The following is a 14961-nucleotide window of genomic DNA, read 5'->3' as shown; positions in this document are numbered from 1 at the left end:
GCTCCCCAACGGCACTGCCCCTTGGGCCGCGAGACCGCGTTGCAAAAGCTGGTCTGGACATCGGATGGCTGGCCTCGGCTGGCTCATGGGGGCAATGCCCCCGCTCTCGAGGTCGAGGCCCCTGCCCTGCCCCCCCACCCCTGGCCCGCCGAGCCCGAGCGAGATGACTTCGACGGGCCTGCTTTGGGCCTCCAGTTCCAGACTTTGCGCCATCCCCCCGACCCTTCCTGGCTCTCCCTCAGTGAGCGGCCAGGCTATCTACGGCTTTACGGACGGGAGTCCCTCAGCTCGCGCCATCGCCAGAGCCTGGTGGCCCGCCGCCTGGAGCACTTTTACGCCGAAGCCGAAACGGCCCTCGAGTTCGAACCCCAACACTTTCAGCAGATGGCCGGCTTGGTCTGCTACTACGACACCGGTAACTGGGTCTACCTGCGCCTAAGCCGCGACGAGCGCCTGGGTAAGACCCTCAACATCCTGGCCTGTGAAAACGGCCGCTACGACGAGCCTTTAGGCCAGGAGCTACCCGTTGAGGGCTGGAGCCGGGTCTACCTTAAGGTGCGCTTTGAGCGGGAAAGCTTCAGCTTTTTCTACTCGGCCAGCGGGCGAGACTGGCAACCCATACCCCTGCGCTACCCCACCTACAAGCTTTCTGACGAGCACTGTAGGGGCTTGGGCTTTACCGGTACCTTTATTGGACTGTGCGCACAGGACCTGAGTGGGGCCCGCCTACCTGCCGACTTCGACTACTTTACCTACAGGCCTCTGGAGTAGCTCGGGTTGCGGCGCCATTCCCGCCGGGCCATCATAGGGGCATGGACCTGTTGGTGGTGGTGCCGCATCCAGACGACGAGGTTTTCGGCGCAGGCGGCACGTTGATTCAGTACGCCGAGTGGGGGCTGGAGACAGGCCTCATCACCCTGACCCGGGGGGAGGCCGGGCGCACCCTGGGCCTTTGTGCCCCTGAGGAGCTGGGCGAGGTTCGTGCGCAGGAGCTCAGGCGGGCAGCGGAGGTTTTGCGTTTAGGGCACCTCGAGCTCTACGGGTTTCCCAACGGCCAGCCCAACGGGGCAAGGGCAGGGGAGGCGCGGGGGGTAGGCTTCGCCAGCTCTGAAGGGGTAGCCGACCACCCGGAGATCGTAGACCTGCTCCTCTGGCGCTTTGAGGTGCTGCGGCCTAGGGCGGTGATCACCTTTGGCCCCAACGGTTCCAACCGGCATCCCGACCACGTGGCCACCCACCGGTTCGTGAGGGAGGCGGTGCGCCGTTCGGGGCAGCGCATCCGCCTGTTCTACTACGCGCCCCTCAACCCGCTGCCGGAGTACCAGGAGGGCTGGCTGCCCCCCACGCATGTGCGGCACCTACCCCTGGATGTGCTCCTGCGCAAGCTAAAGGCCATGGCCCAGCACCGCACCCAGGCCCTTTCGGTGCTCAACTTTATGGACCGCTTCCCCCAGCGCCTGGCAGTGGAGAGCTTCCACCTCGAGGGTCACGAGGGGCCGATGGAACGGGAGCTTTTATGGTATGCCGGGCCTTGAAGCTTGCTTTATAAGCCTGGGCGAGTAAAATAATCAGCAACACTTATAGTCGGGCAGTTGGCGGGCCGGTGTGCTTGGTTTTTTGGGATGCGGGAGGTGTTATGACCAGTACGGTACGGCAGTTGCTTCAGGCCAAAGGGGGCTCGGTGTATACCATCGCGCCGGAGGCGACGGTCTTCGAGGCTCTAGAGCGGATGGCCGCCCATGATGTGGGGGCCCTGATGGTGGTGCAGAGAGAGCGTTTGGTGGGGGTTTTTTCGGAGCGCGACTACGCCCGTAAGATTGTTCTGATGGGCCGGATCTCCAAGGACACCCGGGTGGAGGAGGTCATGACCACCGAGCTGGTGACGGTTGGCCCTGAGGCTACCGTGGCCTACTGCATGAACCTCATGACAGCTCACCGGGTGCGCCACCTGCCGGTGCTGGAGAATGAAAAGTTGGTGGGGGTTGTTTCGATAGGCGATGTGGTCAAGGCCATCATAACCCAGCAGGAGCTGATGATTGCTGAGCTGGAAAGCTACATCATCGGGGCACGCTAAGGACGGGGAAAACGGAAGGCCAGGAGAATAAAGAGCAGGCCCAGCCCAGCGCTGAGAAGGGCCCAGGGGGTGTGGCTTTGGGTAGCCCGTATAGGGGGTAGGACCCCGCTCTGGTAGGCTTGGGCCTGCTGGGGGTGAAGCACGTCCACCGCCCTAGGGGCCCCGCTGGGGCCGCTCAGCGCCCAGGGGCCTCCACCGGGCTGCACCGGGCGGAAGTGCCAGGGAGTGAAGGGGTCATAGAGGCCCACGGCCACGTAGTAGCCGTAGTCGCCGGGCGGCAGGCTGGGGGTTAGCTCGAGCCAATCCCCCTGGCGGCTCAGGCCTACCGGTTTCCGGCTTCCGTCTGGTCGCCGCTCCTCGGCCAGCCAACCGGTGAGCAGATAGGCGTGGCTCCACCCCTGGCCCTCAGGGGTCTTGAAACCTGCGCCAGGCAGTTCCTCTGCGCCACCGGGCCCCGTGTGGAGGTAGATGGCCACGGTGGCCAGGGAGAAGCCGTTGGGTGCGCCCAGGGGATTGGGGTAGCGTTGGAGGCGTACCCGCAGGACCAGCTTCTCCCCCCTCTTTAGGGCCTCAAACCCCCTTAAGTCGGCAAAGCCAGCCTCAGCGAATAGGGGTGCGGTAGGGTAGGCGTACCCTAGGCCGTGGTCGTCGCCCAAGGGGTCAGAAAAAACGACGGGTATCATCGCAGTGACATTAAAACCCTGACCAGCCGCTCAGGGTCGTGCTGAGCAAACCCGGGTTCAAGAAAGTCCTCCGCGATGACCCGCACCCCCAACCCCTCAAAGCGCTGGGGGTTGAAGCGCACCGGCTGTTGCCCGCTGGCCTGGTAGCGTCGAAGCAGCGCCTCGGGGATGCGAGCGTTGTGGACCAGGACCACGCTGGGCTTGCGGCCCAGGTGTTGCTCAACGGCCCGGAAGTGGTCATAGGCGTCCATGCCCTCGGTTTCCCCTCGCTCGCTCATGATGTTGACGATGTAGACCAGGCGGGCCGACGAGCGCTGTATGGCCATCTGGATGCCTTTGGGTAGAAAGCTTGGGATCACGCTGGAGTAAAGGCTGCCAGGCCCCAGCACGATCATCTCGGCCCGCTCAATCGCCTGCACGGCCTCTGGCATCGCCGCGACGTCGGCAGGGGCCAGCCCCACCTTGAGAATGCGGCCCGGTTGCTCCCGCAGGGCGCTTTCACCCTGGACCCGGCTGCCGTCGCTCCGCTCCGCCCAAAGCCGGGCGGCCTCGTAGGTGGCGGGCCAGACCGCCCCCCGCAGGCGCAAAACCTGGTTGGCTTCCCGGATGGCCTGGGCGAAGTCTTGAAGAAGTTCGGAGAGGGAGACCAGCATCAGGTTTCCAAAGGTATGGCCTTGAAGCCCATCCCCCCGTTGGAAGCGGTACTGCATCAACTCAGGCAGACCCTCGGCATCGGAGAGGGCGGCCAGGCAGTCTACCAGGTCGCCCACCGCCGGGACCCCGAAGGAGACCCGCAGGCGCCCGGTGGAGCCCCCGTCATCGGTAACCGCCACAATGGCGGTGAGGTTGGCGGTCTCGGTTTTGAGCCCCCGGAGCACCCGGGAAAGTCCGGTTCCTCCACCCAAGGCCACGATGCGTGGGCCGGCCTCGAGCCTCCGCCGGATGTACACCTGCTTGGAGACGGAGCTGGGGTCGGTGATGGCTGAGAGCATGCTCCGGTTCATCCAGCGCAGCCCCAAGACGAAGAGCAACAGGCCCAGCAGAAGCCAGAGCCCCCCCGAAAGCCATAGGGGAACCCCAAGGTAGCCGGTCCACCGCATAACCTGCAGGAACCAGGGGATAAGCGGGGTGTGCCAGGACAGGTGCACCACCCCAAGGAACATCGCCAGCACCCCCAGCACCGCCACCAAGGCGTAGCGCTTGACCCGCATCCCCGGAAGAAGCCAGCGCAATGTGCTGAGGAAGCGGTCGTCGGCTGGGTCTAGGGAGAGTCCTCGGACCAAGGGATTTGGCCTGGGGCTTTTGCTCTTTTGCCTGGTCATGCCCCCTCGCTCAGCCCGCCAGGGCCTTTTCTAGGTCGCGGTGTTCCAGCTCTACCCGGAAGCGCCCGGAGAGTTCCTGGGCCAGCCGCTCTGCTACCGCCACACTGCGGTGCTGGCCGCCGGTACAGCCCACCGCCACGGTGTAGGCGGCCCGCCCCCCCTGCCGGGCCCCTTCTGCCGAGAGGCCGATGGTGGTGAGGAGGGTGCGGTAGAAGGTCTCGTTCCGCTTGTCGGAGAAGACGTAGGCGGCCACCTCAGGATCGGTTCCGGGGCGTGATTTGAGCACCGGGTCGTAGTGGGGGTTGGGCAAAGAACGAACGTCGAGCACCAGGTCAGCGTCCTGAGGGGGGCCCCACTTAAAGCCGAAGGAGAGCATCCGCAGTAGAAAGCCCTCCTCCTCCCCCAGGGCCGCCTCGAGGGCCTCCTTGAGCTGACGGGGGGTCCGCTCAGAGGTGTCCAGCACCAGGTCGGCCCGGTCGCGCAGGGGCAGCAGGGCCCGGCGTTCTTCCTCAATTTCCCGCAACAGGTTGCCCATCCCCAAAGGGTGCAGCCGGCGGGAGAGGTTGTAGCGCCTGAGGAGCACGTCTGATCGGGCCTCGAGATAGACGATGAAGGGTTTGAGCTCCTGGAGGGTGCCTTCTACCCCAAGCAGGAAGCCTCGAGCCCGTATGTCCAAGACGGTGACCACCCGATGGATGCCTCGGGCCTCCACGGTTTTGAGTAGCTCACCCCAGAGCTGGGGCGGCAGGTTGTCCACCGAAAAGTAGCCCAAGTCCTCCAGTGCCATCCGGGCTGAGGTCAGCCCGGCCCCGCTCTGTCCGCTCAGCACCACGAACCGCATTCCAGACCCAGTATAAGGGCCGCGTCGGGCCTGGGTTTGGGCCTACTTGATCTCCAGAAGCTCTACATCAAACACCAACGCTGCACCTGGGGGTATCTCGGGGCTGGGGCTGCGCTCGCCGTAGGCTAGATGGGCGGGGATGATCAGACGGCGCTGACCTCCCACCCGCATTCCTACGATGCCCGAATCCCAGCCGGGAATTACCTGGCCTGCGCCAAGGGTGAACTCAAATGGACCGCGGCCTGGCCTGCAGGAGGAATCAAACTCCTTCCCGTCCACTAAGCGGCCAATATACTGGACCCGCACGGTGTTGGAGGTGATGGCCTGGGGTCCTTGGCCTTCCTTGAGGTCTTCTATGCGCAGGCTGAGGATGGCCTCATTGGTTAGGCCGGTAGCCGCGGCGGGGGGGTTGGTGCAAAGGTCTGCCGTCCCTTGGCCCTGTCCTAGAAGCAGGTAAGCCCCCAGGGCCAGTAGACCCAGCAGGCTGGTCCCTAACAGAATCGCGCTTCGCTTCATGCCGACCATTGTATTGGCCCCCTCAGACCGGCTGTTGCAAGGCCAGCTGACCGCAAGCTGCCCCCACGTCCCTTCCCCGGCTGAGCCGCACCGAGGTGGGAAGTCCGTGGGCCTCCAGCACCGCCTTAAAGCGCAGGATGCCGGCCCTGGGGGTGCCCTGGTGGGGAGCCCCAGGCCAGGGATTCCAGGGGATGAGGTTGATGTGGACGCTGATCCCCTGAAATTGCTGGGCCAGAGCCTTGGCCTGCCACTCGTGGTCGTTTAGACCCCTGAGCAGGGTGTATTCAAGGGTAACCCTGCGGCGGGTTTTTGCGTAGTAGTACCGCACAGCCTCCATAATCTCGGCGATGCGGTAGCGATGGGCGGTCGGAATGATTTGCTGGCGGGTCTCGTCATCGGGGGCGTGGAGGGAGAGAGCCAGCCGAATCCCAAGCCCAGAGTCGGCCAGCCTATAGATGCCCCTGGGAATGCCTACCGTGGAGAGGGTGATACGCCTCGGGCTCATCGCCAGCCCCTGCGGGTGTAGCATTCGCCGAATAGCCGCAAGGACGTTCTCGGTGTTCAAAAGGGGCTCGCCCATTCCCATTAGCACGATATTGCGCACCTCGCGAGGTGAATGGCCCTGATGGTGTGCAGCGTACAGAACCTGGTCCAAAATCTCGGCCACGCTCAGGTTTCGTCCGAAGCCCATCCGCCCCGTGGCGCAGAAGGTGCAGCCTGCAGGGCAGCCCACCATGCTGGAGATGCAGAGGGTCTTGCGGTTGGGGTAGGGCATGTAGACCGCTTCGGTTTTTTGGCCGTCCAACAGGGTGTAGAGATATTTGACCGAGCCGTCCTGGCTGGGGTAGGCTTCCACCGAAGAGAATTCTGCGATGCGGTACTGCTCGGCCAGCTCGGCCCGCAGGGTTTTGGGTAGGCTGGTCATGGCCTCCCAGGCTCGAGCCCCCTTCCGGTACAGCCAATCCGCTATCTGCCGCTTGCGAAAGCCCTCCCCGGGAAGCTCCTCAGGGGCTAGGGAGAGAAGGGGGATTTTCGGAGCCATGAGCGCCATAACGCCTAAGTATAGCCTGGACCATCCCTACGAGGGCCCAAGAAGGTGAGGCCAGGGCCTAGGGCCCTGGCACACTTGGCGGGCGCGGCAGGATTCGAACCCACGACCTACTGATCCGTAGTCAGTCGCTCTATCCAACTGAGCTACGCGCCCAAGCGTCCCATAGGCTAGCAGAGCCAGAAAGGGCCTGTCAATCCCCGGGGGCAGAGGGCTGGTGTAGGTTGACGTTTTGGCCGCAGGTAGCTAAACTTGGCTTTGCGCCGGTGTGGGCGCTGGAGAGCCGAGGCGTAGCGCAGCCTGGTAGCGCACTCCTTTGGGGTGGGAGTGGTCGGAGGTTCAAATCCTCTCGCCTCGACCAGAAAAACCGCCTGAGCTTGCTCAGGCGGTTTTGGTTTGGCGAAGCTAGCCCTCAAACCCCAGCAGCACGGGTTCCTCGAGCAGCTCCGCTATAAACCGGCAGAAGCGCGCTGCGTCTGCTCCGTCAATGAGGCGATGGTCGTAAGAGAGGGAAAAGGGCATGATGTGCCGTGGCTCAAAAACCCCTTTTTCGGGGTTCCAGACCGGCTCTATGCTGCTGCGGGAGACTCCCAGGATGGCTACTTCCGGCCAGTTGACGATGGGGGTGAAGCCCGTTCCACCAATGCCGCCCAGATTGGAAATGGAGAAGGTGGCCCCTTGCATCTCCTCAGGGGTTAGCTTGCGTTCCCGCGCTTTGGCGGCCACCTCGCCCAGCTCGAGGGCCAGGGTGAAGACCCCTTTCTTGTCCGCGTCTCGGATAACCGGGACCAGCAGACCTGCTGGGGTGTCCACCGCCACCCCCAGGTGGATGTAGTCCTTGTAGATAACCTCGTTTTTCTCCGGGTCAACGGAGGCGTTGAACTTGGGGAAGCTTTTCAGGGCTGCGGCCACCGCCTTGAGCAAGATGGCGGTCATGGTCAGCTTGGCCCCCCGCTTCTCGGCCCTGGGAGCCAGCTTTTTTCGCCAGGCTTCCATCTCGGTGATGTCGGCCCTGTCAAAGTGGGTGACCATGGGAACCAGGCTCCAGGCCTGGGCCATGCTGCGCACGGTGGCCCGGCGCACCCCCGACATGGCTTCGCGCCGCACCGGCCCGAACTTGCTGAAGTCTGGAAGGGCAGAGGAGGGAAGAGGCTGGGGGGTGGGGGTGGTGGGCGCTGGTCCTCCGGCAAGGCGGCGCAGGTCGCTTTCGGAGATGCGGTAGGCCGGACCGCTTCCCACCACCGCCCTCAGGTCAATCCCCATCTCCCGCGCCAGCCGCCGGACGCTGGGGGCGGCTGGAATCAGGCGGCGCTCCCCCGGGGTTGGGCGGGCCTGTGGGGGGCTAGGAGGCGGGGCGGGTAGGGGAGCTGACCTGTCCTCCTGGGCCCTTGGGGCTTCGCTCAGCTTTTCCTGAGCCGGGGTTTTAGCCTCTGGGGCTTTGCCCTCCTCCCCCAGCACGGCTATAACCTGGCCGCTTTTCACCTCGTCGCCAGGCTTGACCAGAACCTTGAAGACGGTTCCGCTTGCTAGAGCAGGGGCTTCCATTACGGCCTTGTCGGTTTCCAGCTCCAGCACCGGTTGTCCTTCGGTTACCCTGTCGCCTTCCTTAATCAAAACCCCCACCACCACGGCGGAGGCCACGTTGTCGCCCAGTTCGGGTAGCTTCAGTTCGGTCATGAGGCGCTCCTTGTTTCCTGGGGGCTAGCGTTTGTGGGGAGCCTCCCGGTCAGGGTCAATTTCCAGCTTTTTGAAGGCTGCTTGCAGAGTGTTCAGACTGAGCCTGCCTTCAGCTTGCAGTGCCGAGAGGGCGGTGGCGGCGATGTGCCGGGCGTCCACCTCAAAAAAGTCGCGCAGGGCTTCCCGGGTCTCGGAGCGCCCGAATCCGTCCGTACCTAGGCTGTGGATGGGGCGGTTTAGGTAGCCCGAGAGCAGGTCGGGTAGGGCCTTCATGTAATCCGAGGCGGCCACAATGGGGCCTTCGGTGGGGTTCAAACAGTTGGCCACGTAGCTCTTCCTCGGCTTTTCGCCCGGGTGGAGGCGGTTGTAGCGGGCGGTCTCCATGGCCTCGTAGTAGAGGGCCTTGTAGCTGGTGACGCTCCAGATATCCGCAGCGACGCCGTATTCCGCGAGGATGTCGGCAGCCTTGATGGCCTCGTTGAGGATGGTGCCGCTTCCCAGGAGCTGTACCCGGGCCTTGGGTTTTTTGAGCCCGCTCCTCCTGAACAGGTACATCCCCTTCAGGATGCCCTGCCGGGTTTCTTCTTGCGGTTCAGGCATGGGGGGCTGGGGGTAGTTCTCGTTCATTAGGGTGATGTAGTAGAAGATGTCCTCCCCGTCCTGGTACATGCGCTTCATGCCGTCCTGCAGGATCACTGCAAGTTCGTAGGCGAAGGCGGGGTCGTAGGCCCACAGGTTGGGCACCGGCAGGGCCAGCACGTGGGAATGGCCGTCCTCGTGCTGCAGGCCTTCGCCGTTTAGGGTGGTGCGCCCGGCGGTGGCCCCCATGAGGAAACCCTTGGTGCGCTGATCGGCGGCAGCCCAGACCAGGTCGCCTGTGCGCTGCAGGCCGAACATGGAGTAGAAGATGTAGAAGGGGATGGTGGGGATGCCGTGGTGGGCGTAAGCGGTGCCAGCGGCGATGAAGCTGCACATGGCCCCGGCCTCGTTGATGCCTTCCTGCAGCAGTTGGCCCGTCTCGGATTCGCGGTAGACGGTCACCGTTCCGGCATCTACGGGGGTGTAGAGCTGGCCCTTTGGGGAGTAGATGCCCACGGAGGAGATCACCCCCTCCATGCCGAAGGTGCGGGCCTCGTCGGGTACGATGGGTACGATGTACTTTCCCACCGTAGGATGGCGCACCAGCTTGGTCAGCATGCGCACAAAAGCCATGGTGGTGGAGACCTCCCGTCCCCCGGAGCCGGCCAAGAACTCTTCAAAGAAGGCCAGGTCGGGGGTCTGGATGCGGTACTCCCGCACCCGCCGCTCGGGGATCAGCCCGCCTAGGGCCTTGCGACGCTCGAGCATGTAGCGCACCTCGGGCGAGTCGGGCCCGGGATGGTAGAAGGGGGTTTTTTCCAGCTCTTCGTCGGGGATGGGGATGCCCAGGTGGTCGCGGGCCTCGCGCAGGTCCTCCAGGGTGAGCTTCTTGACCTGGTGGGCCACGTTCTTGGCCTGGGCGGTGGGCCCCAAGCAGTAGCCTTTCACCGTGCGGGCAATGATGACCGTGGGCGAGCCCCGATGCTCGGCAGCGGCCTTGAAAGCAGCGTAGATTTTGCGGTTGTCGTGGCCGCCGCGCGATAGGGTCAGGCGGTCCAGATCCTCGTCGCTCATCCCTTCAATGAGCCTTTTGAGCGCCGGGGTATTGAAGAACTTCTCCCGCAGCTCCTTTCCGCCGTAGGCCGCGTAGCGCTGGCTCTCGCCGTCTACGAGCTGCTCCATGCGTTCCAACAGCACGCCCTCGGTGTCCCTGGCAAAAAGTTCATCCCAGGCGCTGCCCCAGACCACCTTAATCACGTTCCAGCCGGCCCCCCGGTAGAGGGCTTCCAGCTCCTGGATAATCTTGGAGTTGCCCCGCACCGGCCCATCCAGGCGCTGCAGGTTGGCGTTGATCACGAAAACCAGGTTGTCGAGCTCCTCGTTGGCCGCGACCCGCAGAGCCCCGGTGGTCTCGGGTTCGTCCTGCTCGCCGTCGCCCAGGAAGGCCCAGACCTTGGCGTTGGTCTTGGGTTTGAGGCCGCGGTCTTCCAGGTAGCGCAAAAAGCGGGCCTGGTAGATGGCTTGCAAGGGGCCTAGGCCCATGCTGACGGTGGGGAACTCCCAGTAGTCGGGCATCAGCCAGGGGTGGGGGTAGCTGGACAGGCCCCGGCCCGGCCCGCCCAGGAGCTCGCGGCGGAACTTGGCCAGGTCTTCCTCGCTCAGGCGGCCTTCCAGGTAGCTGCGGGCGTACACCCCCGGCGCCATGTGCCCCTGGTAGAAGACCAGGTCGCGATCGGGGGAGTCGTGGCCGCGGAAGAAGTGGTTGAAACCCATCTCCATCAGCTCAGCAATGCTGGCGTAGGTGGAGATGTGCCCCCCGATGCCGTCGGCCTTCTTGTTGGCCTGCTGAACGATGGCGATGGTATTCCAGCGCAGGATATTGGCGATGCGTTCCTCGAGCTCGAGGTCGCCGGGGTAAGGCGGCTCGTGCTCCTTGGAGATGGTGTTGACGTAGGGGGTGTTGACCTTGTCGTGGATGACCACCCCCATCCGGTAGGCGTAGTTTTCCAGCATCTCCATGAGCTGGGCTACCCGGTCACGCCCTGCCGAGCGCAGAACGTACTCCAGGCTTTCCTGCCACTCCTGGTTCTCCAGGTCCTCGAGCCTCAGCTGTTCCTCGGCGGAAAGACCCCCTCGAGCGGCGATCAGTTCGCGGTCCTCTACCATACCATGGCTCCTTTGGGCCAGCGACCCCAGCGTGGGTTGCCCTTTGGCATCGGCCTTACCTTACCGCAGCCGGAGGAGGAGAATCGTAAGGAAGTATGTTTTTTACAGCGTATAAAAAACTTTTGCCAAATGGCAAAAGCGGGCCGGCCCTTTGGGGGCATTCAGGGTCCCAGCTTGCGCTTGAGGTACAGGAGCAGGTCTTCCAGTGCGGTGCGCAGGGCTCGCTGCTCCCGCAACAGGGCCTCAATGCGGTCCTCGGGGTTGGCAAAGGTCAGGGTTTTGAAGATCATGTTGCCGTTGCCGCAACGTGGGCAGGGGATGGTGGGCGGGGAGCTGGTGGGGGCGTAGAAGATGCGGGTGTTGTCGCGGGTGCAAAGCATGTACTTGGCCCCGGCTGCCTCACCCCGCCGGATGGCCTCGGCCAGCTCCTTGGCCTCCTCAGGGGCGTAGCCCAGGAAGAAGTCGCCCCCCACCTCCTCGATGGCGGGGAGAACCTCCCGGGTGGCGGTCAGGTCGGACTTGAGCCCGTGGGGTGCGGTCCAGGAGATGCCGTTCCACTTGAAGTGGCGCAGGTGGCGCTTGCGGGCCTTGTCCTCGATTTCCACGATGAGGGTGACCTCGGGGTCTTTGGGGTAGTAGTACAGCCGCACCGCCGCCACGCCGCTTAGGGCCGGTTCGGGCGGCAGGGTGTAGGAGAGGGGGCCGTCGGTTTTGGTGCGGTTGCTGTAGCCCACCAGGTTCTGCAGGTCGTAGAGGGTCAGGCCAGGGTGTTCAAAGTCGCCTTCCAAAAGCGCCCGCACCTTGGCGAAGGCTCGCTCAAGGCCTTCATCTGCCATACAGCTAAAGTCTACCACCGCCCCGGGGGTAGGCGCAGCCGCCCACAGCCCCTATAATGGCCCTTTGTGCTAATCCGGCTGGGCGACGTTGAGTTTCCCCTGCAGCCTGCCCCGGAAGTCCTCGAGGTGGGCTTCGGCGATGGCCGCTTTACCGCGGAGCTGGCCCGCCTCCACCCGACGTGGCGCATACTGGGGGTTGAGGTGTCGGCCGCCTCGGTGGCGAGGGCCCTTAGGCGTTTTCGGCGGGAGGGCATTGCCAACGTCTGGGTCTACCACGGCCAGGCTGCCTTTGCCCTGCGCAACCTGGTGGCCCCGCGCAGCCTGGGGCGGGTGTATGTGAACTTTCCCGACCCCTGGCCCAAGACCAAACACGAGGGGAACCGCTTGCTGCGGCGGGGTTTTTTCCGGAGGCTCTCCACCCGGCTGGCAGAAGGCGGCGAGCTATGGCTCATCACCGACCACGAGGGCTACTGGCGCTACGCCCAGGCTGAAGCTGCGGCCAGCGGGCTTTTTGAGGTGGACACACCACCCCCACCCCCTTGCCTTCTTACCACCAAATACGCCCTCAAGTGGAAGGAAGCGGGCCGAAGCTTCTACCATGCGGTTTTCCGCAAGCGGGCCGAGGACCCTGCGCCCTGGCCACCCCTACCGAGGTGCCCCATGCCCCACGCCCTGATGTCCGGCAAACTGCCCGAGCTAGGAACCTTTGAGAAAACCGTGGTGCGGTTTGAAGGCGGGACAGCGGTCCTGCTCGAGGTTGCGGCCTTTCCTGGTGGCTACTATTTTCTGACCCATGTTGAGGAGGAAGACCTGGTGCAGGATGTCCTTCTGGAGGCCCGCGCCAGCACCCACGGGCTGTATGTGGGCCTCTCCCGTTTTGGCGCGCCCCTGGCCACGCCCGGAGTGAGGGCGGCGGTGGCCTGGTTGGTGGGCTTTTTGGAGGGCCAGGGCCTGGGGGTACTGCAGCGCTCGTACTGAATTAACGCTCGGCGGTGTAATTTTTGGCCTTCCCCTCCTCCACCGTGGCCTATAATGCGCCTAGTATGCCGGGCTCGGAAAGCCTACCTATGGTTTATGCAGCGGCTTTGACCGACCCCGGCCGCAAGCGGGCCCTCAACGAGGACGCGGTGGCCCAGATGGTGACCCCCTATGGGGGTATCTTCATCGTAGCCGACGGCATGGGAGGGCACCGTACCGGCGAGGTGGCCTCGCAGATGGCAGTGGACCGGGTGCTGGAGATGCTCCGCCAGAGCGAGCCCTCCCCCCAGACCCTTCTGGAGGCCTACGAGGCCGCCAACGAGGCCATCTACCTGGCTGGCCAGAAGCCCGAGTCGCGCGGTATGGGCACCACCTGCACCACCCTGTGGCTTGACCTGCCCTACGCCCTCATCGCCCATGTGGGTGATTCCCGGGCCTACCTTCTGCGCGATGGGGAGTTCACCCAGCTCACCCAAGACCACTCCTGGGTGGCGGATCGGGTGCGCCAGGGCCTCCTGACCGAGGAGGAGGCTCGAAGCCACCGCTGGCGCAACGTCATCACCAACGCCTTGGGCTCCTTCCCCGCTGCGCGGGTGGATCTGGTGGGCCTAAAGGTGCGTCCCGGCGATGTCTTCTTGCTCTGCTCCGATGGCCTGAGCGGGGTGCTGGAGGATCGGGTGCTCTCTGAGATGATTCTCACCAACCCTCCTGAGCCCGCGGTGGCCAAGCTCGTCAAGCTGGCCAACGACTGGGGGGGGGCCGACAACATCAGCGCGGTGGTGGTCACCATCGGCAGCCAGGTGCCGGTGCGCTCCAGGCCCTATGCCCTGCCCCTGGAGACCAGCCAGGGTCAGCCGGTGCGGCTGCAGAGCGGGACCGACCTAGAGGTGCTCACCACCCGGGTTTCCGAGCCCTCCCCGCCGGCCTCTTTCTGGCAGCGCTGGGGCAGTGTGATCCTGCTTCTGCTTTGGTTTGGGCTTCTGGGCTTCGTGCTTTTCAACCAGTTTGGCCCCAGCCCAAGGCCATAGGGGGACCACCCGAGGCCGGGGCCTCGGGTGGCGGCTTAGGCGAGCTGTTTGCGCAGCTCCTCCACGCGGTCGGTCCTCTCCCAGGGGAAGCCCTCCCGGCCGAAGTGGCCGTAGGCCGAGGTGGGGGTGTAGATGGGCCGCAGGAGGTTGAGCTGCTCGATGATGGCTTTTGGACGAGCATCAAAGACCTTCTGGGCCAGCTCGGTGAGCTTCTCGTCGGGGATGGTGCCGGTCCCGAAGGTTTCCACCCGCATCCCGACTGGGCGGGCTTTGCCGATGGCGTAGGCCAGCTCGACCAGGGCCCGCTTGGCCAGACCTGCGGCCACGATGTTCTTAGCGATGTAGCGGGCGTAGTACGCGGCGGAGCGGTCCACCTTGGTCGGATCCTTCCCGCTGAAGGCCCCTCCGCCGTGGGGCACCGCTCCACCGTAGGTGTCCACGATGATCTTACGCCCGGTGAGTCCGGTGTCCCCGTGGGGGCCCCCGATGACAAACTTGCCTGAAGGGTTGATCAGGTAGAGGGTCTCCTTGCTCAGGTACTGCTCAGGAATGGCCTTCTCGATTACCTTGGTGCGGATGTCATGGGCGATCTGGTCGGCCTCCACCTCCTCGGAGTGTTGGGCGGAGATGAGGGCGGTGCCCACATACAGGGGCTTGGAGCCTTCGTAGACCACCGTGACCTGGGCCTTGCCGTCGGGGCGTAGGTAGGGAATCTCCCCGGTCTTACGGGCTTCGGCCAGGCGGCGGGTGAGGCGGTGGGCCAGGGAGATGGGCAGCGGCATCAGCTCGGGGGTTTCATCGGTGGCGTAGCCGAACATCAGGCCCTGGTCGCCCGCACCAATTCGGTCCAGCTCATCCCGGGAGCCCAGCACCCGCCACTCCCAAGACTCGTTGACCCCGCCTGCGATGTCCGGTGACTGCTCGTCTATGGCGGTGAGCACTGCGCAGGTGTCGCCGTCAAAGCCGTACTTGGCGCGGGTGTAGCCCACCTCGAGCACGGTCTGGCGCACCAGCCGGGGGATGTCCACGTAGGCCTCGGTGGTGATCTCTCCAGCCACCATCACCAGCCCTGTGGTCACCAGGGTTTCGCAGGCCACCCGGGCCTGCGGGTCTTTAGCTAGAATGGCGTCCAGAACGGCATCCGAGATGCGGTCGGCCAGCTTGTCGGGGTGCCCTTCCGTTACCGATTCTGAAGTCACCAGTCTTCGCAACT

13 protein-coding genes, 2 tRNA genes and 1 pseudogene are annotated in these 14961 nt (G+C 64.5%); 6 read left to right on the top strand and 10 right to left on the bottom strand.

Annotation, left to right across the window (positions count from 1 at the left end):
• The 3 genes and pseudogenes from NZ849_RS01905 to NZ849_RS01895 all read left to right on the top strand — a co-directional run.
• Positions 1-771: pseudogene (locus NZ849_RS01905) on the top strand (glycoside hydrolase 43 family protein); the annotation flags it as partial.
• A 41-nt stretch (positions 772-812) separates the two neighbouring features.
• A complete protein-coding gene (locus NZ849_RS01900) occupies positions 813-1535 on the top strand; it encodes a PIG-L deacetylase family protein (RefSeq protein ID WP_295403415.1) in 723 nt (240 codons plus the stop codon).
• A gap of 101 nt (positions 1536-1636) precedes the next feature.
• Positions 1637-2074 (top strand): CBS domain-containing protein, encoded by a 438-nt coding sequence (locus tag NZ849_RS01895; RefSeq protein ID WP_295386303.1) that lies wholly within the window; start codon positions 1637-1639, stop codon positions 2072-2074.
• Here NZ849_RS01895 and NZ849_RS01890 read toward each other — a convergent pair.
• The 6 genes from NZ849_RS01890 to NZ849_RS01865 all read right to left on the bottom strand — a co-directional run bounded on the left by NZ849_RS01890 (position 2071) and on the right by NZ849_RS01865 (position 6640).
• Positions 2071-2757: a glucodextranase DOMON-like domain-containing protein gene (locus tag NZ849_RS01890; protein ID WP_295403412.1), complete on the bottom strand. Its 687-nt coding sequence runs from the start codon at positions 2755-2757 to the stop codon at positions 2071-2073. The genes NZ849_RS01895 and NZ849_RS01890 overlap by 4 nt on opposite strands.
• A complete protein-coding gene (gene yvcK, locus NZ849_RS01885) occupies positions 2754-3968 on the bottom strand; it encodes a uridine diphosphate-N-acetylglucosamine-binding protein YvcK (protein WP_295386307.1) in 1215 nt (404 codons plus the stop codon). The genes NZ849_RS01890 and yvcK overlap by 4 nt, the downstream gene beginning before the upstream one ends.
• A gap of 121 nt (positions 3969-4089) precedes the next feature.
• A complete protein-coding gene (gene rapZ, locus NZ849_RS01880) occupies positions 4090-4920 on the bottom strand; it encodes an RNase adapter RapZ (protein WP_295386298.1) in 831 nt (276 codons plus the stop codon).
• A 42-nt stretch (positions 4921-4962) separates the two neighbouring features.
• Complete coding sequence (locus tag NZ849_RS01875) at positions 4963-5436, bottom strand: FKBP-type peptidyl-prolyl cis-trans isomerase (RefSeq protein ID WP_295386295.1); 474 nt, start codon at positions 5434-5436, stop codon at positions 4963-4965.
• Between the two features lie 22 nt (positions 5437-5458).
• The gene (rlmN, locus tag NZ849_RS01870; protein ID WP_295403409.1) at positions 5459-6487 is read right to left on the bottom strand and encodes a 23S rRNA (adenine(2503)-C(2))-methyltransferase RlmN; all 1029 of its coding nucleotides are present in this window, start codon (positions 6485-6487) and stop codon (positions 5459-5461) included.
• Between the two features lie 76 nt (positions 6488-6563).
• Positions 6564-6640: transfer RNA gene (locus tag NZ849_RS01865), tRNA-Arg, on the bottom strand.
• A gap of 128 nt (positions 6641-6768) precedes the next feature.
• On the opposite strand from NZ849_RS01865, the gene NZ849_RS01860 reads away from it, so the two are divergent.
• Positions 6769-6845 (top strand) — tRNA-Pro (locus NZ849_RS01860).
• Between the two features lie 44 nt (positions 6846-6889).
• On the opposite strand, the gene NZ849_RS01855 is transcribed toward NZ849_RS01860, so the two are convergent.
• The 3 genes from NZ849_RS01855 to NZ849_RS01845 form a co-directional block, all read right to left on the bottom strand.
• A complete protein-coding gene (locus tag NZ849_RS01855; protein WP_295403405.1) occupies positions 6890-8161 on the bottom strand; it encodes a 2-oxo acid dehydrogenase subunit E2 in 1272 nt (423 codons plus the stop codon).
• 24 nt (positions 8162-8185) lie between these two features.
• Positions 8186-10906 carry a pyruvate dehydrogenase (acetyl-transferring), homodimeric type gene (gene aceE, locus NZ849_RS01850; RefSeq protein WP_295403402.1) on the bottom strand — a complete coding sequence of 907 codons (2721 nt, stop codon included), beginning with the start codon at positions 10904-10906 and terminating at the stop codon, positions 8186-8188.
• Between the two features lie 161 nt (positions 10907-11067).
• Entirely contained in the window at positions 11068-11742 is a 675-nt protein-coding gene (locus tag NZ849_RS01845) for a hypothetical protein (protein ID WP_295386284.1), read from the bottom strand.
• Between the two features lie 66 nt (positions 11743-11808).
• On the opposite strand from NZ849_RS01845, the gene NZ849_RS01840 reads away from it, so the two are divergent.
• Positions 11809-12720 (top strand): methyltransferase domain-containing protein, encoded by a 912-nt coding sequence (locus tag NZ849_RS01840; protein WP_295386282.1) that lies wholly within the window; start codon positions 11809-11811, stop codon positions 12718-12720.
• 65 nt (positions 12721-12785) lie between these two features.
• Positions 12786-13748 (top strand): Stp1/IreP family PP2C-type Ser/Thr phosphatase, encoded by a 963-nt coding sequence (locus tag NZ849_RS01835; protein ID WP_295403399.1) that lies wholly within the window; start codon positions 12786-12788, stop codon positions 13746-13748.
• Positions 13749-13783: 35 nt separating this feature from the next.
• Here NZ849_RS01835 and metK read toward each other — a convergent pair whose 3' ends face one another.
• The gene (gene metK, locus NZ849_RS01830) at positions 13784-14959 is read right to left on the bottom strand and encodes a methionine adenosyltransferase (protein ID WP_295386276.1); all 1176 of its coding nucleotides are present in this window, start codon (positions 14957-14959) and stop codon (positions 13784-13786) included.
• Positions 14960-14961 lie beyond the last annotated feature (2 nt).

It is taken from the genome of Meiothermus sp., assembly GCF_025060375.1.
In the GTDB taxonomy this organism is placed as follows: domain Bacteria; phylum Deinococcota; class Deinococci; order Deinococcales; family Thermaceae; genus Meiothermus.
This window is presented reverse-complemented; position numbering and strand designations above follow the sequence as displayed.